Source organism: Rhodococcus sp. PML026 (assembly GCF_000963615.1).
GTDB classification, from domain to species: domain Bacteria; phylum Actinomycetota; class Actinomycetes; order Mycobacteriales; family Mycobacteriaceae; genus Rhodococcoides; species Rhodococcoides fascians.
This window is the reverse complement of the sequence record NZ_KQ031371.1, coordinates 242,199-262,897: the sequence shown is the minus strand read 5'-3', so window position 1 is coordinate 262,897 and position 20,699 is coordinate 242,199. Positions and strand designations below refer to the sequence as shown.

Below are 20,699 nucleotides of genomic sequence, written 5' to 3'. Positions count from 1 at the left end.
TGATTGTCATGAAGCCTTCGCTTAACGCGGCATCCCCAGTCGCCAAGAATGCCCTTTTGACCGCCAGCAGTAAAGTCTCCATAATAAGAACAAATAAGCGGTAATCAGTTCAATGTCTACGACACTCGCAATAGAATCATTCAACGAGACCAACCTACGAGAACGAACCTCACTAACGACGGGGGCGTCTGCAGGCGACACGGAACTCCTCGTCGACAGCACCCAGGGCTATGGCGCAGGCGACATCGTCTACGTGGGACAACTGAGTCGTGAAGGATGCGAGAAGGCGTCTGTCGCCGCCGCAGCCAATGAGACGACTCTTCTTCTGTCTGCCCCACTCACACGCGCCCACGAGCGCTTTGAGCCCGTCACATCGGTACTTGGAGACCTCCTCCACGTCTACCGCGCTGCCAACATCAACGGCCAGGTTCCAGACGAGGCGGCGTTCTCCGTGTTGTCAACGCGCTCAATCGATCCGGACCAGCTGTCGACGTACTACACGGACAGCGCAGGCAACTCTAACTTTTGGTACCGCAATACCTACTACAACGCGGTGACGTTGGCCGATACAGCGCTGGGAGATTCGACTCCCACTCGCGGCAACGACTTTGGCCACTACGCAAGTCTGAGCGAGATCCGCAAAGAGGCCGGCTTCGAGAACTCGCTCAACCTAAGTGACACCATCGTGGACCAGCAGCGCCGAGCGGCTGAGGCGGAGATTAACACTGCGTTTGGCTCGCTCTACACAGTGCCGTTCGTCAAGGTTCCCGAGATCGTCCATATCCTGACCATCAAGCTCGCAGCAGCGATGCTGATTGACAATCAGTACCCAGGAACGATGCGTGCGGACAGAAAGCTGGAGGATGCACGCGCTGCAATCAAGGCAATTCAAGACGGTGAGCAGACGATCGTCGATGAAGGCGGTCAATCCGTCGGCACTGCGACTGGCGGCGTGGCGTTCTGGCCAGATGAGACTGAGTACAGAGCATTCCACATGGGAGATTCGTTCTAGGTGGCTAACAGCTCCACCCTCAGTCTCAAGCTCTCCGGTGACAAGGACGTCAAGGAGATGCTGCACGACGTGGGTCTTGGGATGACCGACCTCCGACCAGCTATGCAGGACACCGGCAAGTATCTGAAGGGCCTCTTCAGTGGTGAGGTGTTCGCCTCTCGGGGTCAGATCATCGGTGAACCATGGCCCCGACTGTCTGAGCCGTACGCAAGTCGCAAAGCCAAGTTCTATCGCAAGGGTGTCTTCGTAGCGACGGGTGCGATGCAGAAGTCGTTCTCGTACGCAGCAACCAACAGCTCAGTCACGATCACGAACACTGATAGGAAGTTTGAGCACCACCAGCTCGGCACTCGCCGGATGCCGGTGCGCACGATGATGAAGCTCGAAGACAACGATGCCCGCTACGACATGGTCGTCACGATCATCGAGCGACGTCTTGCGAAAACGATCGCTGAGAAGGGTGGCGCGTGATGGCAGAAGTTGTCTACCTCGACAATGTGCAGCGTCTCCTCGACCTGATGCGCCAGACCTTCCCGGCATCCAAGGGATCGTCAAGTACTTCTATTACGGTGACCCAGAGGAGATTCCAGTCATGAATCTTACCTGCATCATCGTCCAACTTCCGAGTGAGGATGTCGCTCGCGATGCTCAATCTGAGGATGAAGTGACCGAGACCTAGGTGATCAAAGCTGTGTTCAACAAGGCCGACGACTGGACCAACGAAGTAGAGGACAAGGACACGACGCTCTACCGGCTACGACTTGCCGTTGGTATGCGCGACCTCACCACACGGGAGTACGAACCCGGCACGATCAAACACGCGGTGCGCAACGCTGCGACTAAAGGTTTGAGCGCGGATGCCGACGACATCAGTGTCGAGTACACAGCAGTGCTGCGGTCGGGTGGTCAGGAACCCCTCGTGACGGCGGAGGCAGCTGTCACCGTCCCGATCAGGTACTCCGTCTAATTCGACGAGACCGATCGCGCTCAGCTGTCTTAGTGATGAATACCCCTTACGGCGTTATGGGCACTTTTTTTGTTTTTCTCAGGGCAGTGTCCTGGTAGAGAACGTTCAGGTCGAGGGAATCGACAAACTCGTCCAGAAGTGAGGAGTTGTCTGTCCGGTAGGCCTCGAAAACAGTCTTCTTGTCCACGCCCTCAAAGATGGACCGCATCGCAACATTGAGTGCTTGAAGCGCCAGATCAAACGAAAAGTTTGCCATCGAGTCACATGCGTCGAGGGATAGGACGCCTCCGTGTACTGCTGCGTTTCGCGACCGCCTCAACCGCTGGGCTAGTGTGATGATCCGTTTGCGATCGCTGTCAAAGTGCGCTTGGACCGATGCGCTGTCCTTGAGTATTAGCGCGAGGTCTCTCAATGGCCTGGCAAGCGCCGTGTCCTTCTGCACCTTGCGTAGCTGGTCTAGGTGCTTGGAGATGGCAACGATGTTGTAGGCACCTCTCTCTTCTTCAGCCTCATCTTGTACGTGCCTCAGCATCGCTTCGGCCTCATAGTCGGGTGGATAATGAGATGGCGGGTTTGTAGCGGCCGAGTGGAGGTAGTTCCCGACCATGATCCTAAGTCTGAGCTTGAGCGTGGCGTCAGCTAGGTAATTGTTAACGAAGGTGCTCCACGGCGGTCCCTCGCCTGCCACCCAGGACTTAACATGCTCGGCGGATCGCACAGAGGCCATGATCACAGACTCAAGATCACCGTGCTTCGTTTTTAAAACATCGTTGATCAGCTTGAGAATAGGTTGCGCGTCCTCGATAGAATCCTGATTTATCGTCTTCGGTGCGCTGTCCAGTGTCTTCAGTTTAGCGAGAGTGTGATCATTCTCGATGAAGAGTCTTCCTTCAAACGGCTCTCGTCTTCCCCACTCAAGTGCACGGTAGAAGAAACTTCCGGATACAAACCTCAGATGCCCGCCCATGACGTTCCACTGGTTGTCGTCGAGATAGGAGACGTCGAGAACCGCTTGCAGCAGAGTGCGCGCCTCTTCCTCGGCTTTATGAATCGGCACGTCAACTAGCGACACCCGCACGTAGACCACGAGTGGCTCGTTTGGAAACCCGAAATAAGCATCTGGCTCATCGGATGCACGGAACTTTTGCACTTCTGGATCCAGCAACTCAACAGGCTTTACGGTGTAGGCATCCTCAAGTTCAATTGGGTTTGCTACTAACCAACTCAGTCGCCTTCCCTCGTAGAACGTGATCGCGCCGTAGGAGACACTGTCGGTTTCCGGTAGATACGCATCCTTGATTCGTAGCCAAACGACAACATCCCGCCTATCTGGCGCGATTGCCACGAGCCGGTCGCAGAGCGCCAGACGTTCCGTTTCGTTCAGCCTTGGCTCACTCGTCTCTTCGAAAGATGAGGCCGGTCCTAGCTCGTCTAAAGTTTCCTGACCCCTATAAATGCTCGTGTGGTCAGCATCTAGTATCTGGATCAGGGTATCTAGTGGCCCTCCGAGCCCGGTATTGATGTAACGGTCCTCAAGGATTGTGAACATGGATTCTCGCAGGTAACCAATGCGATCACGCGTCAGCGAGGCATCGTGCATGTCCTTGCAGCCAGCCATGAGGTCATGCCAAGAGGCGACCGCTGCCTCCGGTGTTTGTAGCTTCTCAATCAAGGTCTGGATCTTTGAGAAAGTTTCGTCTCGTTTTTGTTTATTGACTACAGATTTTTTCCTGTTCTGTACATGCTTAGTTTGCACGACAGTATCAATCTTGCCAAGTGCAGCGTCATATTCCGGTTTGATGAGATCGGTTAGCTCAGGCCCGCTGTACCCGTAAGCGTCGAGGAGATCCTGCCTCAGGGACTCCCAGACGCTGGTGTCAGAATCGATCGGTTTGCGCGATATCTCTGATGCGTCTCGGATCTCTTTCGATATTCCAAGGAGTGTCATATGACCTGTGCGGCTGGTCTTTTTGGTCCGTTCTTGCATCTCCCAGTACAGCTCTTCGATCCATCGGTCACGCTTCTCGAACAAGTTCGTGCCCCCGTCTCCCTCTGCACCTTTGGTGATTCCAGGCATCTTAGCAACACAGGTCAAGGCAAAGGTGATGGTCCGGGTTATATACCTGTTCATTATTAATCGCAAATGATTTATATTGAGAGACATGAGTAAGAAGTCTACCGATCAAAATGAAGAAGCGCTCACCAAGTTCCTCGTGCCGGCTGTTGGCGAGGTAGAAGCTAAGGACTTCGACGACTTGGCCAAGAAACTAGAACAGCGAAAGAAAGAGGATGGTGATGGCGACAACGAATAGTCCTGACATTGCACGTAAGAACTTTATTGGGATTGGCAGCAATGTCGCCGCGCAGACCTGGTTCCGCTGGCTTGATGAGGACGTACAGCCGAAGACCGAGGTCGTCGAGAACGACAGCGCGATGGGCGTGGTCGAGGAAGTCAACGACAGCGATTTCGCATCAAAGTGGGTTGAGGGCAATCTCGGGGGAAGATGACGATCCAGTCATTCGGCTTCATCCTGCTCAACCACTACGGCTCTGTCTCTACCGGTGCAGCAGCAGGTGGCAAGTATCCGCACACCTTCAGTGTCAACCAATCGTCAGTCGCACCTGCGATGACCTACGCCCGCAAGACTCCGCTCACGACGAAGCGACACAACAAGCTCACGATCGACACGCTGGAGATCACGGCTGAGGAGAAGTTCTACGTCACTTATTCGGCTGCGGTCAAAGCGACGATCGGTACCGATTCCACCGAGACACCAGCCTTCAGCACCGAGAGTGAGTTTCAGGCCAAGAACATCGTGGTCAAGGAAGCTTCAAACACAGCCGGCCTCGCCGCAGCACCAACGAAGCGCCCGATCAGCTTCAAGCTCAACTCTGAGCGACCATCTGAGGCAGAGTTCCCATTTGGCAACATCGACGATCCTGACTTCTTCCGTACTACGTTCAAGGCGAACGGTGAGATGGTCGTGAACTACTAGGTCAGCAGATCGGGCTCGGGGGCAACCCCACCGAGAGGCGATTCGAGTTCGCTAGTAACCGCGTCCGATCGGGGGTCACGCCTGCGCGCGATGGCTCCTGACTTCCCGCACTATCTGCTGCGCCCGGTGTTCCTCGGGCAATCGTTCACCCTTACCGAAGAGCTTGTGACGCAATGTGCCCGGTGTGTATTGGGTGCGATAGACACCCCGCCGCTGCAATTCTGGAACGACGAACCGAACGACATCCTCGAACGTTCCCGGGGTGATGGCGTACGCAAGGTTGAATCCGTCGACGTCGGTCTCGTCCACCCACTCCTGCAATTGGTCTGCGACTTCGCCGGGGGAGCCGACGATGCGCGGACCGGCACCGCCGATTCCGCCCCACTCGGCGATATCGCGCACCGTCCATTCCTTGCCGTCGGCCCCGATCGACTGGAACGACGCGACGAACGACTGAATCGCGTTGCTCTCGACATTGCCGAGCGGCTCGTCGAGCGCATACCGCGACAGGTCGACTCCCATCCAACCCGACATGAACACCAACGCACCCTCGGCACTGGCATACGACCGATACTCGTCGTGCTTGGCGTGGGCGAGCTCTGATGTCTCGTCGGTGACGATGGTAAGCAACTGGTAGATCCGTGCCGAGTACGGATCTCGGCCGGCATCGCGCAAGGCTCGACGAATATTCGAAACCGTTTGCGCCAGAATCGCCTTGGTGGGTGCGCCGACGAAGATCGCCTCGGCATTCTGCGCCGCGAACCGCACGCCGCGTGGTGACGCGCCGGCCTGGAAGATCACCGGCGTCCGCTGCGGCGACGGCTCGGCCAGATGGATACCCGGCACCGTGAAGTGCTTGCCGCGGTGGCCGATTCGATGCACCTTGGTGGGGTCGGTGAACACGCCGGTTTCGCGATCACGGACCACCGCGTCGTCGTCCCACGATGCCTCCCACAGCTTGTAGAGCACCTCGAGGTATTCGTCGGCGTGGTCGTAACGATCGTCGTGTTTCAGCTGATCGTCGTGTCCCATGTTCTGCGCCGCCGACGGCAGATACCCGGTGACAACGTTCCACCCGATGCGGCCGTTCGTCAGATGGTCGAGCGTGGAGAGACGTCGCGCGAACGGATACGGATGCTCGAAACCGGTTCCCGCGGTGATGCCGAAGCCCAGATGCTGCGTGACCGCGGCCTGCGCACTGACAAGCAGCAGCGGGTCCGACACCGGAATCTGCGCACCGTGCCGGATGGCTGCGTCGTGATTTCCGCCGAACACGTCGTAGGTGCCGAGGACGTCGGCCACGAACAGGCCATCGAACAGCCCGCGCTCCAACAGCTTCGCAAGATCGGTCCAGTAACCAAGTTCCTTGTACCGCCACGACTGATCGAGCGGATGACGCCACAGACCGGGGGACTGATGCGCGACGCAATTCATGTCGAAGGCATTGAAACGAATCTCGCGTGACACGGGGAACTCCTTCGGCAGGACGACCTGTCTTGGATATGGACAGCGATGCGACGCTATCGACGACCTGGGCCGGTGGGAACAGTTCGGATCGTGATGAGTCGATAGCTGGTCATCGAGCCGCCGACACCTCAGTGTTGCGCCGTCACATCACTGAAAAGAGCGTCGGAGCATGATCGAAATAGCGCAGTTGACCAAGACCTACGGGACAGGGGAGAGCACAACCGTCGTACTCGACCGGCTGGATTTCTCGGTTCGGTCCGGCGAGATTCTCGCCGTGGTCGGCCCCAGCGGTGCCGGCAAGAGCACGCTGGCCCAGTGCATCAACCTGCTCACCCGGCCCACCTCGGGCTCGGTGATCGTCAACGGGGACGACCTGACGGCGTTGAATGCCAAACAACTTCGGGTTGCGCGGCGGCGCATCGGCACGGTGTTTCAGTCTTCGAGTCTGCTCTCGCGTCGAACCGTGGCGGAGAACGTCGCCTTGCCATTGGACTTCCTGGGGGCCACGAAAGCCGAGACGGCCAGGAGGGTGGGTGAGCTTCTCGACCGAGTGGGATTGTCCGACAAAGCCGCTCGCTATCCCTTTCAACTCTCGGGCGGACAGCGGCAACGAGTGGGAATTGCGCGTGCGTTGGCGCTTCGACCGTCGGTGCTGCTCTCCGACGAGGCCACCTCCGGCTTGGATCCGCAGACCACCGAATCGGTGGTCGAGTTGCTGCGAGAACTGCGCCAGGACCTCGACCTAGCCATTGTGTTCATCACCCACGAAATGGATACCGTTCTGCGAGCCGCTGATTCGGTGGCCAGACTCGATCACGGACGCATCGTCGAATCGGGTCGGCTGGTCGACCTACTGACCGACCACACGTCGGCGCTCGGCAACGAGCTGCGCCCCAGGCGTGACGACGCACAGGCTGCAGCCGGCGACGTGCGCTGGTACGTCACCTACGACTCGCCCGACGTTCCGCAGGACTGGATCTCGCGGCTGGGCCAGGACCTGGGCGCACCGGTTGCGCTGTTGGGAGCCTCCGTTCAGGTAGTGGCCGGAGTGGCTGTCGGCAGTGCGTCGCTCGGCATCGGTGCCCACCTGAGTGGACGCGTCCCCGGTGCACTGAAAGTCCTGGGGTTGTCCGGATCTGCACAGACCGCGCAGCCGATCTTCGAGGCTGCGTCGTGATCGCAATCGTGGCCGCAGGCAACAAGGTTCCGGTCGACGAGCTGCCTGCTCTGCTCCTGCCTGCGCTCGGCGACACACTGACCATGGTCGGCATCGTGATGTTCATCGTGGTGCTCGTCGGTGTGCCGCTCGGAGCGGTGCTGTTCAACCTCGGCCCCGGCGGACTGTTCGAAAACCCGGTGTTCCATGCGCCGATCAGCTGGATCGTCAGCATCGGGCGGTCGTTGCCGTTCCTGATCTTGATGGCTGCGTTGGTTCCGGTCACTCGTTGGATCACCGGAACCAACATCGGTATTGCAGCCGCGGTGGTACCGATGTCGTTGGCGGGCATCGCATTCTTCACCCGCATCGTCGAGAACTCTCTCCGCTCGGTCCCGACGTCGGTGGTCGACGTCGCCCGGGCGTCCGGCGGTTCCACGCTGCAGGTGACCACCACACAATTGTCCGAGGCCGTGCCGTCGATCATCGGGGGCCTGACCATCAACGTCATCGCCATGATCGAATACTCGGCCATCGCCGGCACCATCGGAGCGGGCGGAATCGGTTATGTCGCAGTCACATACGGATACCAAAGATTCGATCACACCGTCATGATCGCCACGATCGTCATCCTGATTCTCACTGTCGCCGTCGTGCAGCTCGTCGGCGATGCGCTCGTTCGCTTCACCACACCTCATCAGCGCGCATTGCGCACTGCTTGAACCACATTCGAAAGGTCTCATCCATCATGACAACGTCCACCGAAGCGCACGGCTTCGAGCTGAAGAACCGTCGGAAAGCGCCCTGGATCATTGGGGCCGTCGTGCTGCTGATCGCACTCGCCGTGGTTGTCCGCATCGCGTTCTTCGGCGACACGGCCTCGGCCAACGAAACCGAGGGCGCAATACTCGTCGTCGCCACTGCCGAAGGCAACGCATCCGAGCAGGCACTCGTCGAATTCGTCGCCGATCAGGTAGCTCCCAAGTATGGCATCACGGTTGCATTCCGCGGACTCGCCGACAGCAACACCATCAACCGCGCGGTGAGTGAGGGCGAGGTGGCCGCCACGGTGTACCAGCACAAGCTGTGGCTCGGACAGGTACTCGAATCCAACCCCGACTTCCAGGAAGAGGCCGCAACCCCGGTGTTCCGTTGGGGCTTCGGATTGTGGTCCGACAAGTACTCCGACCCAGCTCAACTGCCGGACGGCGCAACGGTCTCGCTCTACTCGGATCCCGCCAACGAAGCGCAGGGTCTGTGGGTACTCGAGCGAGCCGGTCTGATCACCCTCGACCCCGCGGTCGACAAGTCGACGGCCACGCAGAAGGACATCGTCGGAAACCCGAAGAACCTGAAGTTCACGTTGCTGGACTTCGCCGCGCAATCGCGGGCATTGCCGGATCTCGACGCAGCAGTGGGCTATACGGAGTACTACCTCGCGGCCGGAATTCCCGTCGAGAAGCAGATCTTCGCACCACCGGCACCGGACGAGTTCGCCGGCCAGCTCACGATCGGTAGCCGGTGGGCGGACAGCGACAACATCAAGAACCTCGTCGCCGCGTTCAAGGACCCTGCGGTCCAGGAGTTCCTCGCCACCGACCCGCGGGTGAAGGACATCCTCCTGCCACTTCAGTAACGGCCTCGCGCCCGACGGTCCGACAGCGGACCGTCGGGCGTAGCGGTGGTGCTACGTTCGGTCGGAAGACGACACGATGTGAGGCGGACGACGTGACCCGGTACGAATCGTTGACAGGTCTACTCGACGAGCGGTACTCATGCCGGCAGTTCCTGTCGAAGCAGGTATCACGGGACGTGCTCGAACAGTTGTTGGCGGCCGCCCAGCGCACTCCATCGTGGTCGAACACCCAGTCGTGGCAAATAATCGTGACCGAGGGCGATGCCACGCGAAAGTTCTCCGAGGCATTGGTGGAACATGTGGCGTCCGGTGTGCCGCAACCGGATTTTCCGTTTCCGGCCAACTACAACGCCCTGCACCGGGCACGTCGTCGTGAGTGTGGCGGTGCACTCTACGAGAGCATCGGCGTGGTCAAGTCCGACACCGAGGCGACGACGCGTCAGTTCATTCGCAATTTCGAGCTGTTCGACGCCCCACACGCGGCAATCATCACCACCGATGCGGACCTGGGTGTCTACGGTGCCGTCGACTGCGGGCTGTATCTGCAGACGTTCCTGCTGGGCGCGCAGAGTCTCGGGCTCGGCGCGATAGCTCAGGCCGCGCTCGCCGCGTACTCGCCGTTCGTCCACGAATGGTTCGATATCCCCGATACCCGCCGGGTGGTAGCCGGCATCTCGTTCGGCTACCCCGACGAGAGCCACCCGATCAACGGATTCCGCACCAGCCGTGCACCGTTGAGTGAGACGGTGACATTTTTCAGCTGAGGTGTGACGGCGTCAGCTCTGGAGCCGACCAACCAGTTCCGTACCCAGATCCGTGCCCGATCGCCATGCGCTTTCCACCCTGGGCGCGCCGGATTCACACCATTGATCGCCTGCGAATCCGACGAGCCGTCCGTCCAGCAGCTCGAGCGCAAAGGTGGAATCATGTTGCGCCGCAGGCTTTGCGAACGTCCAGCGATGGGCATGCGTCCAGTTGGGTGCCGTGGAGATTACCGACAGTTCGCGTAGCGCGTCGAGGACCGGGGCAATCACTGCGTCGGGATCGGCGAGGTGCTGCTGTGCCCGCTCGGGGGTCGTGTGAACCACCAGCACGGGCGCACCGTCACCCCGCCGGGCACCGTCGTCGACGACGAACGCGATATCGGGATGATCGTTGACGAAGGCCGCGTCGCGGAACGGCACATCCAACCCGTCGAATCCACATGCCACCGCGATGACCGGTTCGTAATCGACGGCGTCGGGGACCGTGGTCAGTCGAGTCGCTTGAGGATCGGGCATCGCAACCACGACGTGGCCGTCGGGTAGGTCGGTCAACTCGGAGGCACCTTCGATGTCGAAGTCTGCCAGCAAGTCTCGCACCAGAGAACGGAGTCCGTTCGGGGTGGCCCATCGAACCGGGCCGGTGGTGGTGCACGGCGCGGTATCGGGCTTGAGGATGCCGAAGGTGTTGGCCCACTGGCGCGCGAGGCCCCTCGACTCCCAGTCGGCCACGACTGTCGCGAAATCCTGATCGCGAACGGTGAAGTAGCCTGCACCCAGATCGACACGACGCCCGTGCAGCTCGGGGGATGACATCCGCCCGCCCGGGGCACGTCCTCGATCGACGATGCGGAACGGGACGCCCGCCGCGCGCAGTACTCGGGCACAGGCGGCACCCGCGATACCCGCGCCGACAATGGTGATCGAGTCCGTGGTGCGCCCAACATCGACAGTCATGTCGTCAGTATGCCCGGCAGAGGCCGCGCGTAAGCCCGCCATTTGTACTACTGATTGTCTGGACAATTCGGTCACCTGCTGCGGAGGGCCCGACCTTGTGCTGAACTGTTGAAATGGCAATTACGGATAAGCCAGATACCGGAGAGCACGGACTGGGAACCAGTCTCAAACCGCGGCACGTGACGATGATCTCGATAGCCGGAGTGATCGGTGCCGGACTGTTCGTCGGCTCCGCAAACGCCATCGCCACCGCAGGACCTGCGGTGTTGTTGGCCTACTTCTTCGCCGGACTCCTCGTCATCCTGGTGATGCGCATGCTCGGGGAAATGGCCACCGCCAACCCCGACACAGGTTCGTTCTCGACGTATGCGACCCGGGCACTGGGACATTGGGCCGGCTTCTCCGTCGGTTGGCTGTACTGGTGGTTCTGGGTATTGGTGATCCCCGTCGAGGCGACCGCCGCTGCCGCCATCCTCACCAACTGGCTGGGCGGTGCCCAATGGATGTGGGCTCTGATCATCGTCGTCGCGCTCACCGCCACCAACTTGATCAGCGTCGGCAACTACGGCGAGTTCGAGTTCTGGTTCGCGTTGGTCAAGGTAGTGGCCATCGTCGCGTTCATCGGCCTCGGCATCGCCGCTATCCTGGGCTGGCTGCCGAACTCCGAAGTCAGTGGCGTGGACCAACTGTGGGCCTCCGGCGGCTTCATGCCGCTCGGCTTCGGTGCGGTGATCGCAGCCATGCTGACGACGATGTTCTCCTTCATGGGATCCGAGATCGTCACCATCGCTGCCGCCGAGTCCAAGGATCCTGCAAAGGGCATCACCCGCGCGACCAATTCGGTGATCTGGCGTATCTCGATCTTCTACTTCGGATCGATCTTCGTCATCGTCGCGCTCGTACCCTGGAACGAGTTGGACCCGGCAACCGGCTCCTACCAGTATGTGTTGTCCAAGATGGGAATTCCCCACGCGGAGACCATCATGGACATCGTCATTCTGACCGCCGTGGCGTCGTGCCTGAATTCGGCGCTCTACACCGCGTCGCGCATGCTCTACTCGCTCGGTGATCGCGGCGATGCGCCGCGCTCAGTCAAGAAGATCACCGCCAACGGAGTGCCGTGGGTTGCCGTCATCGCCTCGATGGTGCTCGGCTTCCTCGCCGTCGTCGGAAACTACATTCTTCCGGAGAAACTCTTCACCTACCTGCTCGCGACCACCGGTGCCGTAGCTCTGTTCGTCTACCTGGCTATCGCCAGCAGTCAACTCGTGCTGCGTCGCCAACTCGATCGCGACGGCGAACGCCCGGCCGTTCTGATGTGGCTCTACCCGTGGCTGACCTACCTGGCCATCGGGTTCATCGGGTTCGTCCTCGTCATGATGGTCGTGCGACCCGAGCAACGATCGTCCATCCTGCTCTCGGCCGTGCTGGCAGCAGTGACGGTGATCGGCGGAATCATCGTTCAACGCCGAAACACGCGGCGCGACAAGGTTGCCGCCCGCGTGTCCGGTGACTCGGCCTAGATCCCGGCGTACACCTGGCGGTACAGATCGACGATCTGCTCCGCCGTCGGAACGACCGGATTGTTACCGGGGCTGCCGGACGCGAGAGCCTGCTCGGCCATCAGCGGCAACAGGTCGTCCCACGTCGACTTGTCGATGCCGAACGACTCGGGTGTGGGAACTTCGACCTCACGGCACAGCGTGACGATGGCGTCCTGCAACTTGCCACCGGCAACCGCGTCCGAATCGGCTTCCGAAGCAGCACCGAGGGCGCGGGCGCAGTCGGCATAGCGGGCCTGGGCTCCGTCGATGGAAAAGGCTGTGACAGCGGGCAACAGCATCGCGTTGGACAGTCCGTGTGCGACGTGGAAATGCGCGCCGATCGGTCGACTCATCCCGTGGACCAGACAGACGCTGGCGTTGGAGAACGCCATTCCCGCCTGGGTGGACGCATGCATCATGGCCTCGCGTGCCTGCCGGTCGTCACCGTCTCGATACGCCCGAAGCAGCGACGTTCCGATGGTGCGAATTGCGCTGAGCGCCAAGCCGTCGGAGATGGGGTTGGCTTTCTTGCTGACATACGCCTCGATGGCGTGGGTCAGAGCGTCGACGCCGGTATCGGCAGTCAGACGTGCCGGCATCGACATCGTCAGCTCGAAGTCGATGATCGATGCTATCGGCAGAAAGGACAGCCCGGGGCACAGCATCTTCTCGTCCGAGGCCACGTCGGTGATGATGGTGAACTGCGTTGCCTCCGAACCACTTCCCGCCGTAGTAGGGATCGCGACGATCGGAAGCGCCGGACCGGTGGAGAGCACCGGAGCCTTGAAGTCCCGCATCGTCCCGCCCTGCACAGCGAGGATTGCCAGCGCCTTGGCCGTGTCCATCGGACTGCCGCCGCCGAACCCGATGATCGAATCGGCCGAATGCTGCTGCACCGCTTCGAGACCGGCGATCAACGAATCCGTCGTCGGGTCGGGCACGGTGCCGGAGAACAGAGCAGGCGACTTACCGGCCTCGGTCATGATCGTCATCAGTCGATCGGCCGAGCCGTTGCCGGCCATGAACGCATCGGTGACGAGTAGGGGACGAGATACGGCCAGGTCGGTCAGTACCGTACCCAGCTCCGCGACGGCACCGCCGCCGAGCTTCAGAAAGCGTGGAAAAGAGATGTTGGCAACCATGGAGTGCTCCTTCGCGGTATCTCCATGTGCGTGGAACTTCGTAGTGGGCTACGAGTTTCCACGCACATGGGCTTTGTAGAACTCAGTTGTTTGCAGGAAAGCCGAGATCGATACCGCCGTGGCTGGGATCGAGCCAGCGACTGGTGACGGCTTTACCCCGCGTGAAGAAGTGCACTCCTTCGGTGCCGTGAGCGTGGCTGTCGCCGAACAGACTGCTCTTCCAGCCGCCGAAACTGTAGTACGCCATGGGAACGGGGATCGGCACATTGACACCGACCATGCCGACCTCGACCTCGTTCTGGAAACGCCGCGCCGCCCCGCCGTCGTTGGTGAAGATCGCCGTGCCGTTGCCGTACGGATTGTCGTTGATCAGTGTCAGCGCTTCGTCGTAGGTGTCGACACGGACGACCGAGAGCACAGGACCGAAGATCTCGTCGGTGTAGATGCTCATGTCCGGTGTCACATGGTCGATGAGCGTGGGGCCGAGCCAGAATCCGTCCGCAGCCCCGTCGGGTTGGACGGTGCGGCCGTCGACGACGATCGTGGCACCGCACGCCTCGCCTGCGTCGACATAGGACGCAACCTTGTCGCGGTGTACCCGGGTGACGAGCGGGCCCATGTCGGCACCACGGGTGCCGTCGCCGGTGACCAGTGGTGTGGTGCGTTCGGCGATCTTGGCGACGAGCTCGTCGGCGATCTTCCCGACGGCCACGAGAGCGGAGATGGCCATGCATCGCTCACCCGCCGAGCCGAAGCCGGCGTTGACCATGGCGTCCGCGGCCAGGTCGAGATCTGCATCGGGGAGGACGACGGCATGGTTCTTGGCACCGCCGAGGGCCTGAACACGCTTGCCGTTGGCGGTGCCTGTCGAGTAGACGTACTGGGCGATGGGCGTCGATCCGACGAAGGAGATCGACTTGATCTTCTTGTTCTCGAGCAGTTCGTCGACGGCCTCCTTGTCTCCCTGCAGCACGTTGAACACGCCGTCGGGCAGGCCTGCCTCGGCCCAGAGCCGCGCGAGCCAGATGCTGGCACTCGGGTCCTTCTCCGACGGCTTGAGCACGACGGTGTTACCGGCGGCGATGGCGATGGGGAAGAACCACATCGGCACCATGGCAGGGAAGTTGAAGGGGGAGATGATGGCGACGGGTCCGAGCGGCTGACGAATCGAGTAGACGTCCACTCCGGTGGATGCATTCTCGGTGTAGCTGCCCTTGAGTAGATGGGCTATGCCACAGGCGAATTCGACTACTTCCTGACCGCGGGAAATCTCGCCGAGCGCGTCGGAGAGCACCTTGCCGTGCTCGGCCGTGATGATCTCGGCGAGCTCGTTCTTCTTGGCGTTGAGCAGTTCTCGAAAGGAGAAGAGAATCGAGGTGCGCTTGGCCAGGGAGGTGTCGCGCCACGCGGGAAAGGCCGCTGCGGCGGCATCGATGACGGCGCGGGCATCGCTCCGGTCGGCGAGCGTGAGGGTGCCGGTGACCTCCCCGGTGGCGGGGTTGGTGACCGGTGACGTCCGATCGGAAGATCCGGAAAAAGTCTTACCATCGAGCCAGTGTGAGATGACGTCGGTCAACGTTCGTTCCTTCCATCGGTGTGTCTCGAGTCTCATTGGGATCGATGCACATGTCAAAGGCCAAAATCGCAGATCGCCGTGCATAAATGCACAGGGGGATAGGCTGGGCGAGTGTTCAACCCAGACCACCTCCGCTATTTCCTCGAAGTGTCGAGAACGGGACGTCTGACCGATGCGTCGCGAACGCTCGGCGTGGACCACACCACGGTCGGTCGACGCATCACGGCCCTCGAGAAGTCCGCAGGGCAACGACTTTTCGACCGAACCCCGACGGGATGGCGATTGACCGAGGCGGGGCGAAGGCTGGTCGGGTACGCCGAAACCGTCGAGTCCACGCTGATCGCCGCCTTCGAGGATCAGACATCCGATACCGGATCGCTGCGAGGGACAGTGCGCATTGCTGCCCCGGACGGATTCGGTGCCTTCGTTCTGACGCCGAAATTGGGTGCGCTTCGCGACAAGCATCCCGATCTGGATATCGAACTCGTCACCGCCACCGAGCACAACTCGTTGGCCACCAGGGAATTCGACATTGCCATCACGTTGGAACGGCCGTCGCCCAGGTTGGTGGTGGCCCGGCAACTGGCGACCTACACCCTGGCGCTCTATGCCGCCGAGGGATATTTGGCTGCGCAGCCGACGATCGACTCGGTCGACGGTTTGCGTGGGCACACCCTGATCTCCTACGTGGATGCGCTGCTCGACGTTGCGCCGTTGCGCATCCTGGATTCGATTCTGCCCGACGGTCGGGCGCAGATTCAGACCAACAACATCACCGGCCAGTGGATCGCGACGCGGTCCGGCGTGGGAATTGCGCCGTTGCCCAGCTACATCGGCGAACCGGACGACACGTTGATTCCGGTGTTGCCGGGCCTCGTCTCGGTCGAACGCACCTACTGGACGGTGATTCCGCGGGAGCTGACGGGGTTGGCGCGGGTGAAGGTGGTGGACGATTTCATCGGCTCGGTCGTGGCCGAGGAGCCGCACATGCATGCGGTGCCCGTCGGTCGATAGTCGCGGTCACTAAATGCACGAGATCGGCGGTGGCCGTTGAATTTTGGACGTTCTATGTGTCCGGCGTCTCGTGACGACAGACACACGTGACGCCGACCTCAAAGCAGTGGGAATCGCCCTACCGGCGGGTAACAATCTGTTACGGAACACGTCGGCCACGGCACCGCCGCGGCAGGCCCACAACGATTCTTGGGGGAATCATGACCATGTTCGTAGTAGCAGCAATCGGTTTCGTCGGTATGGCCATCGCCTTGCTCAACGACGGAAGCGACATCGACTTCAGGAGCCGTCAGCTCTCCGGCGCGTACAACCGGCGCTGGGCCTGACCCGTACCGATTCCGCACACCGGATGGCCGGTGGATAGATTCGTGCGATGTGGACACACCCCCGAGCGATCGGATTGCTGGTCGGTTACGTCCTGGATCGAGTGTTCACAGACCCACAGCGCTGGCATCCGGTAGCAGGATTCGGAACGGCTGCCCTTCGCGTCGAGGCTCGGCTCTACCGCGACAACAGGATTGCGGGTGTCATCCATACCGCCGTACTGGTCGGGGGCGTCACCGCACTCGGAATCGCGTCCACGCGAGCAGTGTCGCGTCTCTGCCCACCGGCCGAGGCCGCTCTGGTGGCCACCGCGACGTGGGCCGCGCTGGGCGGATCATCGCTGTCGGTAGTAGGTCGCTCGATGGCCGATCACCTCGACCGAGACGACCTGCCCGGCGCACGCGCATTGCTCCCGTCACTGTGCGGACGTGACCCGGCATTCCTCGACTCCGACGGGCTGGCACGCGCGGCACTCGAATCCATCGCCGAGAACACATCCGACGCAACAGTCGGTGTCGTGGTGTGGGGAGCCCTGGCCGGTGTACCGGGAATCCTGGCATACCGAGCCAGCAACACACTCGATGCAATGGTGGGATACCGGTCTCCGAAATACCTACGGTTCGGATGGGCCGCCGCACGCCTCGACGACGCGCTGAACCTGTTGCCGGCACGAGTCACGGGTGCGGCGACCGTTCTCGCTGCACCGCTGGTGCAGGGTTCTGCTGCCCACGCGCTACAGGTGTGGCGACGAGACGCATCCCGCCATCCCAGCCCCAATGCCGGGGTGCCGGAAGCCGCGTCGGCGGGTGCGCTCGGACTACAACTCGGTGGGCGCACTCAATACCGGCACGGCGTGGAGATCAGGCCGACACTCGGCGACGGGCGAGCGCCCACGGCACGGGACCTTCGGCGAGCAGTCGTGCTGTCGACGCGGGTGCAAGAGTTCGCGACGGCTGCGTCAGCGGTTCTTGCCGTATCGATCGGCCAAGCGAGGGTCCGTCGGCGTTCTCGCCTGTGATGCCGCGCGGGCTCTGGCCCGCTTCTCGCGTCGGGTCGGAAGAGTGAATTCTTCTTCGTCGTCCAGCGCGGAATCGTCGTCGGACGTCCGGTCGGACTGATCGGACATCGCGTCGTTCATCTCGGTTCGAGACATGCGTCGCTCCCGCAGCTCGGCGCGGACGAAATACGCAAGACCCAACGGTGCCATGATGCCGAACGCCAGCCACTGCAGCCCGTAGGACAGATAGGGGCCCGCGTCGGTCTGCGGGAGCTCGATGAGGCCGAGGCCACCGGGCTGACCGTCGTCGAGCTGCAGGTACCCGTCGATCGCGTCGACACCGACCGCTGCTCCGATCTGCTCCGGGTTGATGTTGTACACCTGCAGGCGGCCGTCCTCCTGGATCGGCTCACGTGATGTTCCTTCGGCCTGACGAACGCGGGCATCGAGAGTGACCGGGCCGGTTGGGGCTGCTGCGAACTCGGGCGGTCGCGTTCCCTCCACCGGGAGCACGTATCCGCGGTTGACGAGAACAGTAGGGCCACCGTCGATGACGAACGGAGTGATGACCTCGTACGCGGGCTGCTCACGAATGCTGCGCAGCCGCACCAGGGCGTCGGAATTCTCCACGTAACTGCCCTGCGCGATCACCCGCCGCCATTCGTCGTCGGCCGCGAAACCGTTCGCGGTGAGAACGTCGGTGATCGGCACCGGATCTGCCCCGACCGATCGGGTGATCAAGTCGTTGCGTGCAGAAGTCGAGGTGTTCTTGCCCAGCTGCCACGGAGCGAGCACGCTGAAGCACAAGAATGCGAACGCCAGCGCGACGGCGGCCAGCACCAACCACTTCGGACGTAGCAAAAACCGTAACTTCTCCACCCCACCACGGTAGCCGGGTCAGGCGGTCAGCCGAGACCGCGCCCAATCGATCAAGCCGGGCACGGCATCCTCGATCTGTTCTCGCACCTCGGTGAACGCAGAATCCGACGAGTAGTAGGGATCTGCGACCGACGCATCGTCGGCGTCGGGATCGAACGAACGCAGCAGCTGCACCCGATCGGCCGGTGCACCCAACTGCAGTAGAGATCGAGCGTGGCCGGTGTCGAGAGCAACGATCAGATCGGCAGCGAGGTGGTCCGGTCCGACCTGGTTCGCTTCGTGCTCGCTCTCGTAGCCGTGCGCATCGAGTTCCGCGACCGTCCGCGGGTCTGCGCCGTCGCCGACATGCCACCCGTCGATTCCCGCGCTCGATACGCGGACTGCATCACTCAGGCCCGCCTCGGTCAGGTGGGCGGCGAACACCTTCTCGGCCATCGGTGATCGACAGATGTTTCCGGTGCACACGAACGTCACGTGCAGTGGCTCGCTCATCGTGACGCCTGCGTGTTCTGCTCGAGCACGGCGGCCAGTTCGTCCATGTCCGACGCGGTGAACGCGGCTTCGTCGCTCTCACCGTCGATGCCGTAGCCCCATTCCACGTAGACCGCCGGAATTCCGAACCGAGCCGCGCCGTGCACATCGTGGTCGCGGTCGCCGATCATGATCACCCCTGCGGTGCCGCCGTCCGAGGATTCGACGGGATCGATGCCGAGATTGGTCAGCGAGTGCGCGATGACGTCGGATTTCGCTCGCCGCGACCCGTCGTTGCTGGCACCGCCGATGAAGTCGAAGTACCGGGACAAGCCGAAGTGGTCGAGAATCCGGATGGCGAAGCGCTCCGACTTGGACGTCGCCACGCCCAGCCGAACACCGCGATCCTGCAATCGCGTCAGCACTGTCTCGATGCCGTCGAACGCGGTGTTCTCGGCCCAACCCCGCTCGTCGTATCGGTCGAAATAGGCGGCGAGCGCGCGCTGAGCTGCCTCCTCGTCCAGGCCCATCGAGCGCAGCGTGTCGATCAGCGGTGGACCGACGACGAGAGAGAGTTGCTGTTCGGTCGGTTCGGGAGCGCCGACCGAGGCCAGCGCGTGGCGAAATCCTGCGTGAATTCCCGGTGCGGAATCGGTCAACGTTCCGTCGAGATCGAACAGGACAACGGATGCGGGCAGAGCGGCAGACATGGCCTGAGCCTATCGGTGCACGTGACGGCTAGGCTCGTCGCGATGTCCGATACAGCGTCCGGCCCCGATGCACTTCTCCGTCATCACGGGGATCTCGAGGTCGGCTCGGGCCTCGTCGACTTCGCTGTCAACGTGCGCGGTGCCGGCCCGCCCCCGTGGCTTCGTGATCGGCTCGCTGCAGCACTGAACTCGCTCGGTTCGTATCCATCGGGGGCAGCCGAGCGGGCGGCTCGGGAGCAGGTCGCCGCACACCACGGGCGCTCGCCGGACGAGGTACTGCTGCTCGGTGGCGGAGCCGAAGGATTCGCGATGCTGCCACGGCTCGAGCCCGCCCTCGTGGCAACCGTGCACCCGTCCTTCACCGAGCCCGACTGGGTGCTCGAGCAGGCCGGCATTCCCGTGCATCGGGTGTTACTCCCGCCGCCGTTTCTGCTCGATCCGGGCCTGGTGCCCGAGGCCGCCGACATGGTGATCGTCGGCAATCCCACCAATCCGACGTCGGTGCTGCATCCCCGAGAAGAAGTACTCGGTCTGCGTAGGCCCGGCCGCATGGTCGTGGTCGACGAAGCATTCGCCGACGCAGTGACGGGACCAGGAGAGTCGGTCTCCTCGGACAGCGTCGCGGACGTGCTGGTACTCCGAAGCCTGACGAAGACGTGGGCATTGGCGGGGTTGCGGTGCGGCTACGCTCTGGCCCATCCCGACGTACTCGAACGAATGCAGCGGGGCCGTGCGCACTGGCCCCTGGGCACTCTGCAGCTCGAAGCAATCCGCGCCTGTACCGAGCCGTTCGCGGTCGAGCAGGCCCGAGCCGAAGCGCTGCGTATCGACGCCGAACGTGACGCCATGATCGCGAGACTGACCGCACTCGCTCTCGACATTGCCGGACCGGCGCGAGCGCCGTTTCTTCTGGCGCGGGTCGACGGCGCCGACGGGATCCGAGAACGCCTGCGCACGAAGGGAATTGCGGTTCGGCGCGGCGACACGTTTCCCGGACTGGATCGCAACTACCTACGCGTCGCCGTACGGGACTCGGCACACGTCGACATACTGGTGCATGCGTTGAACACCGTTCTGTGAGGAGAGCAAT

At 61.8% G+C, this 20,699-nt stretch carries 23 protein-coding genes; 15 read left to right on the top strand and 8 right to left on the bottom strand.

Translation table 11 applies throughout. The annotated features are described in order from the left end of the window. The first annotated feature begins 112 nt into the window (after window positions 1–112). The 3 genes from VF34_RS08805 to VF34_RS08795 all read left to right on the top strand — a co-directional run bounded on the left by VF34_RS08805 (window position 113) and on the right by VF34_RS08795 (window position 1,979). Complete coding sequence (locus VF34_RS08805) at window positions 113–1,012, top strand: phage protein Gp36 family protein (protein WP_032374403.1); 900 nt, start codon at window positions 113–115, stop codon at window positions 1,010–1,012. Continuing rightward, window positions 1,013–1,483, top strand: coding sequence for a phage virion morphogenesis family protein (locus VF34_RS08800; protein WP_032374402.1), 471 nt, complete (start codon window positions 1,013–1,015; stop codon window positions 1,481–1,483). It begins immediately after the preceding gene. A gap of 208 nt (window positions 1,484–1,691) precedes the next feature. Next, window positions 1,692–1,979, top strand: coding sequence for a hypothetical protein (locus tag VF34_RS08795; protein ID WP_032374401.1), 288 nt, complete (start codon window positions 1,692–1,694; stop codon window positions 1,977–1,979). Window positions 1,980–2,025: 46 nt separating this feature from the next. On the opposite strand, the gene VF34_RS24305 is transcribed toward VF34_RS08795, so the two are convergent. Next, a complete protein-coding gene (locus tag VF34_RS24305; protein WP_052063033.1) occupies window positions 2,026–4,143 on the bottom strand; it encodes a hypothetical protein in 2,118 nt (705 codons plus the stop codon). Between VF34_RS24305 and VF34_RS24955 the strand changes: the two genes are divergently transcribed. From VF34_RS24955 to VF34_RS08780, 3 genes are read left to right on the top strand one after another with little or no spacing between them, the layout of a single operon-like run. Next, a complete protein-coding gene (locus VF34_RS24955; RefSeq protein ID WP_155289574.1) occupies window positions 4,142–4,291 on the top strand; it encodes a hypothetical protein in 150 nt (49 codons plus the stop codon). The two genes, VF34_RS24305 and VF34_RS24955, sit on opposite strands and share 2 nt — an antisense overlap. After that, entirely contained in the window at window positions 4,275–4,487 is a 213-nt protein-coding gene (locus VF34_RS08785) for a hypothetical protein (RefSeq protein WP_155289573.1), read from the top strand. The genes VF34_RS24955 and VF34_RS08785 overlap by 17 nt, the downstream gene beginning before the upstream one ends. Beyond that, window positions 4,484–4,975, top strand: coding sequence for a hypothetical protein (locus VF34_RS08780; protein ID WP_032374399.1), 492 nt, complete (start codon window positions 4,484–4,486; stop codon window positions 4,973–4,975). The genes VF34_RS08785 and VF34_RS08780 overlap by 4 nt, the downstream gene beginning before the upstream one ends. Before the next feature lie 75 nt (window positions 4,976–5,050). Here the strand turns inward: VF34_RS08780 and VF34_RS08775 are convergent, their stop codons facing one another. Then, the gene (locus VF34_RS08775) at window positions 5,051–6,442 is read right to left on the bottom strand and encodes an LLM class flavin-dependent oxidoreductase (RefSeq protein ID WP_032374398.1); all 1,392 of its coding nucleotides are present in this window, start codon (window positions 6,440–6,442) and stop codon (window positions 5,051–5,053) included. A 169-nt stretch (window positions 6,443–6,611) separates the two neighbouring features. On the opposite strand from VF34_RS08775, the gene VF34_RS08770 reads away from it, so the two are divergent. The 4 genes from VF34_RS08770 (at window position 6,612) to VF34_RS08755 (ending at window position 9,998) form a co-directional block, all read left to right on the top strand. Further along, window positions 6,612–7,619 carry a methionine ABC transporter ATP-binding protein gene (locus VF34_RS08770; RefSeq protein ID WP_032374397.1) on the top strand — a complete coding sequence of 336 codons (1,008 nt, stop codon included), beginning with the start codon at window positions 6,612–6,614 and terminating at the stop codon, window positions 7,617–7,619. An 83-nt stretch (window positions 7,620–7,702) separates the two neighbouring features. Further along, the gene (locus VF34_RS08765; RefSeq protein WP_080733341.1) at window positions 7,703–8,320 is read left to right on the top strand and encodes a methionine ABC transporter permease; all 618 of its coding nucleotides are present in this window, start codon (window positions 7,703–7,705) and stop codon (window positions 8,318–8,320) included. Between the two features lie 26 nt (window positions 8,321–8,346). Then, complete coding sequence (locus tag VF34_RS08760; protein WP_032374395.1) at window positions 8,347–9,234, top strand: MetQ/NlpA family ABC transporter substrate-binding protein; 888 nt, start codon at window positions 8,347–8,349, stop codon at window positions 9,232–9,234. Window positions 9,235–9,326: 92 nt separating this feature from the next. Further along, window positions 9,327–9,998: a nitroreductase gene (locus VF34_RS08755; RefSeq protein WP_032374394.1), complete on the top strand. Its 672-nt coding sequence runs from the start codon at window positions 9,327–9,329 to the stop codon at window positions 9,996–9,998. Between the two features lie 12 nt (window positions 9,999–10,010). Here VF34_RS08755 and VF34_RS08750 read toward each other — a convergent pair whose 3' ends face one another. After that, on the bottom strand, window positions 10,011–10,952 hold the full coding sequence (locus tag VF34_RS08750) for an NAD(P)/FAD-dependent oxidoreductase (protein WP_032374393.1): 942 nt from the start codon (window positions 10,950–10,952) through the stop codon (window positions 10,011–10,013). 113 nt (window positions 10,953–11,065) lie between these two features. On the opposite strand from VF34_RS08750, the gene VF34_RS08745 reads away from it, so the two are divergent. Then, window positions 11,066–12,475, top strand: coding sequence for an amino acid permease (locus VF34_RS08745; protein ID WP_032374392.1), 1,410 nt, complete (start codon window positions 11,066–11,068; stop codon window positions 12,473–12,475). Here the strand turns inward: VF34_RS08745 and VF34_RS08740 are convergent. Further along, the gene (locus tag VF34_RS08740; protein WP_032374391.1) at window positions 12,472–13,638 is read right to left on the bottom strand and encodes an iron-containing alcohol dehydrogenase; all 1,167 of its coding nucleotides are present in this window, start codon (window positions 13,636–13,638) and stop codon (window positions 12,472–12,474) included. The genes VF34_RS08745 and VF34_RS08740 overlap by 4 nt on opposite strands. A gap of 82 nt (window positions 13,639–13,720) precedes the next feature. Continuing rightward, entirely contained in the window at window positions 13,721–15,250 is a 1,530-nt protein-coding gene (locus VF34_RS08735) for a CoA-acylating methylmalonate-semialdehyde dehydrogenase (RefSeq protein WP_196249561.1), read from the bottom strand. A gap of 75 nt (window positions 15,251–15,325) precedes the next feature. Here VF34_RS08735 and VF34_RS08730 point away from each other — a divergent pair, with 75 nt between their 5' ends. From VF34_RS08730 to VF34_RS08725, 3 genes are all read left to right on the top strand, one after another. Further along, a complete protein-coding gene (locus VF34_RS08730; RefSeq protein WP_032374390.1) occupies window positions 15,326–16,228 on the top strand; it encodes a LysR family transcriptional regulator in 903 nt (300 codons plus the stop codon). Window positions 16,229–16,428: 200 nt separating this feature from the next. Beyond that, window positions 16,429–16,554 (top strand): hypothetical protein, encoded by a 126-nt coding sequence (locus VF34_RS25705; protein WP_255032530.1) that lies wholly within the window; start codon window positions 16,429–16,431, stop codon window positions 16,552–16,554. A gap of 47 nt (window positions 16,555–16,601) precedes the next feature. After that, entirely contained in the window at window positions 16,602–17,570 is a 969-nt protein-coding gene (locus tag VF34_RS08725; RefSeq protein WP_032374389.1) for a cobalamin biosynthesis protein, read from the top strand. On the opposite strand, the gene VF34_RS08720 is transcribed toward VF34_RS08725, so the two are convergent. The 3 genes from VF34_RS08720 to VF34_RS08710 are packed head-to-tail and all read right to left on the bottom strand — an operon-like array spanning window position 17,511 to window position 19,609. Continuing rightward, on the bottom strand, window positions 17,511–18,428 hold the full coding sequence (locus VF34_RS08720; RefSeq protein ID WP_032374388.1) for an SURF1 family cytochrome oxidase biogenesis protein: 918 nt from the start codon (window positions 18,426–18,428) through the stop codon (window positions 17,511–17,513). The genes VF34_RS08725 and VF34_RS08720 overlap by 60 nt on opposite strands. 18 nt (window positions 18,429–18,446) lie before the next feature. Continuing rightward, window positions 18,447–18,920, bottom strand: coding sequence for a low molecular weight protein-tyrosine-phosphatase (locus VF34_RS08715; RefSeq protein ID WP_032374387.1), 474 nt, complete (start codon window positions 18,918–18,920; stop codon window positions 18,447–18,449). Then, window positions 18,917–19,609 (bottom strand): HAD-IA family hydrolase, encoded by a 693-nt coding sequence (locus VF34_RS08710; RefSeq protein WP_032374386.1) that lies wholly within the window; start codon window positions 19,607–19,609, stop codon window positions 18,917–18,919. The genes VF34_RS08715 and VF34_RS08710 overlap by 4 nt, the downstream gene beginning before the upstream one ends. Before the next feature lie 42 nt (window positions 19,610–19,651). Here VF34_RS08710 and cobC point away from each other — a divergent pair, with 42 nt between their 5' ends. After that, on the top strand, window positions 19,652–20,689 hold the full coding sequence (gene cobC, locus VF34_RS08705; protein ID WP_032374385.1) for an Rv2231c family histidinol phosphate aminotransferase CobC: 1,038 nt from the start codon (window positions 19,652–19,654) through the stop codon (window positions 20,687–20,689). The last annotated feature ends 10 nt before the right edge of the window (window positions 20,690–20,699 follow it).

Bases quoted from the DNA above. Each gene is read 5' to 3' on its own strand.
- VF34_RS08760 (WP_032374395.1), top strand. From the start codon at position 8,347: ATGACAACGTCCACCGAAGCGCACGGCTTCGAGCTGAAGAACCGTCGG.
- VF34_RS08770 (WP_032374397.1), top strand. From the start codon at position 6,612: ATGATCGAAATAGCGCAGTTGACCAAGACCTACGGGACAGGGGAGAGC.
- VF34_RS08785 (WP_155289573.1), top strand. From the start codon at position 4,275: ATGGCGACAACGAATAGTCCTGACATTGCACGTAAGAACTTTATTGGG.
- VF34_RS24305 (WP_052063033.1), bottom strand. From the start codon at position 4,143: ATGTCTCTCAATATAAATCATTTGCGATTAATAATGAACAGGTATATA.
- cobC (WP_032374385.1), top strand. From the start codon at position 19,652: ATGTCCGATACAGCGTCCGGCCCCGATGCACTTCTCCGTCATCACGGG.
- VF34_RS08715 (WP_032374387.1), bottom strand. From the start codon at position 18,920: ATGAGCGAGCCACTGCACGTGACGTTCGTGTGCACCGGAAACATCTGT.
- VF34_RS08745 (WP_032374392.1), top strand. From the start codon at position 11,066: ATGGCAATTACGGATAAGCCAGATACCGGAGAGCACGGACTGGGAACC.
- VF34_RS08740 (WP_032374391.1), bottom strand. From the start codon at position 13,638: ATGGTTGCCAACATCTCTTTTCCACGCTTTCTGAAGCTCGGCGGCGGT.
- VF34_RS08750 (WP_032374393.1), bottom strand. From the start codon at position 10,952: ATGACTGTCGATGTTGGGCGCACCACGGACTCGATCACCATTGTCGGC.
- VF34_RS25705 (WP_255032530.1), top strand. From the start codon at position 16,429: ATGACCATGTTCGTAGTAGCAGCAATCGGTTTCGTCGGTATGGCCATC.
- VF34_RS24955 (WP_155289574.1), top strand. From the start codon at position 4,142: ATGAGTAAGAAGTCTACCGATCAAAATGAAGAAGCGCTCACCAAGTTC.
- VF34_RS08765 (WP_080733341.1), top strand. From the start codon at position 7,703: ATGGTCGGCATCGTGATGTTCATCGTGGTGCTCGTCGGTGTGCCGCTC.
- VF34_RS08725 (WP_032374389.1), top strand. From the start codon at position 16,602: ATGTGGACACACCCCCGAGCGATCGGATTGCTGGTCGGTTACGTCCTG.
- VF34_RS08710 (WP_032374386.1), bottom strand. From the start codon at position 19,609: ATGTCTGCCGCTCTGCCCGCATCCGTTGTCCTGTTCGATCTCGACGGA.
- VF34_RS08735 (WP_196249561.1), bottom strand. From the start codon at position 15,250: ATGAGACTCGAGACACACCGATGGAAGGAACGAACGTTGACCGACGTC.
- VF34_RS08805 (WP_032374403.1), top strand. From the start codon at position 113: ATGTCTACGACACTCGCAATAGAATCATTCAACGAGACCAACCTACGA.
- VF34_RS08780 (WP_032374399.1), top strand. From the start codon at position 4,484: ATGACGATCCAGTCATTCGGCTTCATCCTGCTCAACCACTACGGCTCT.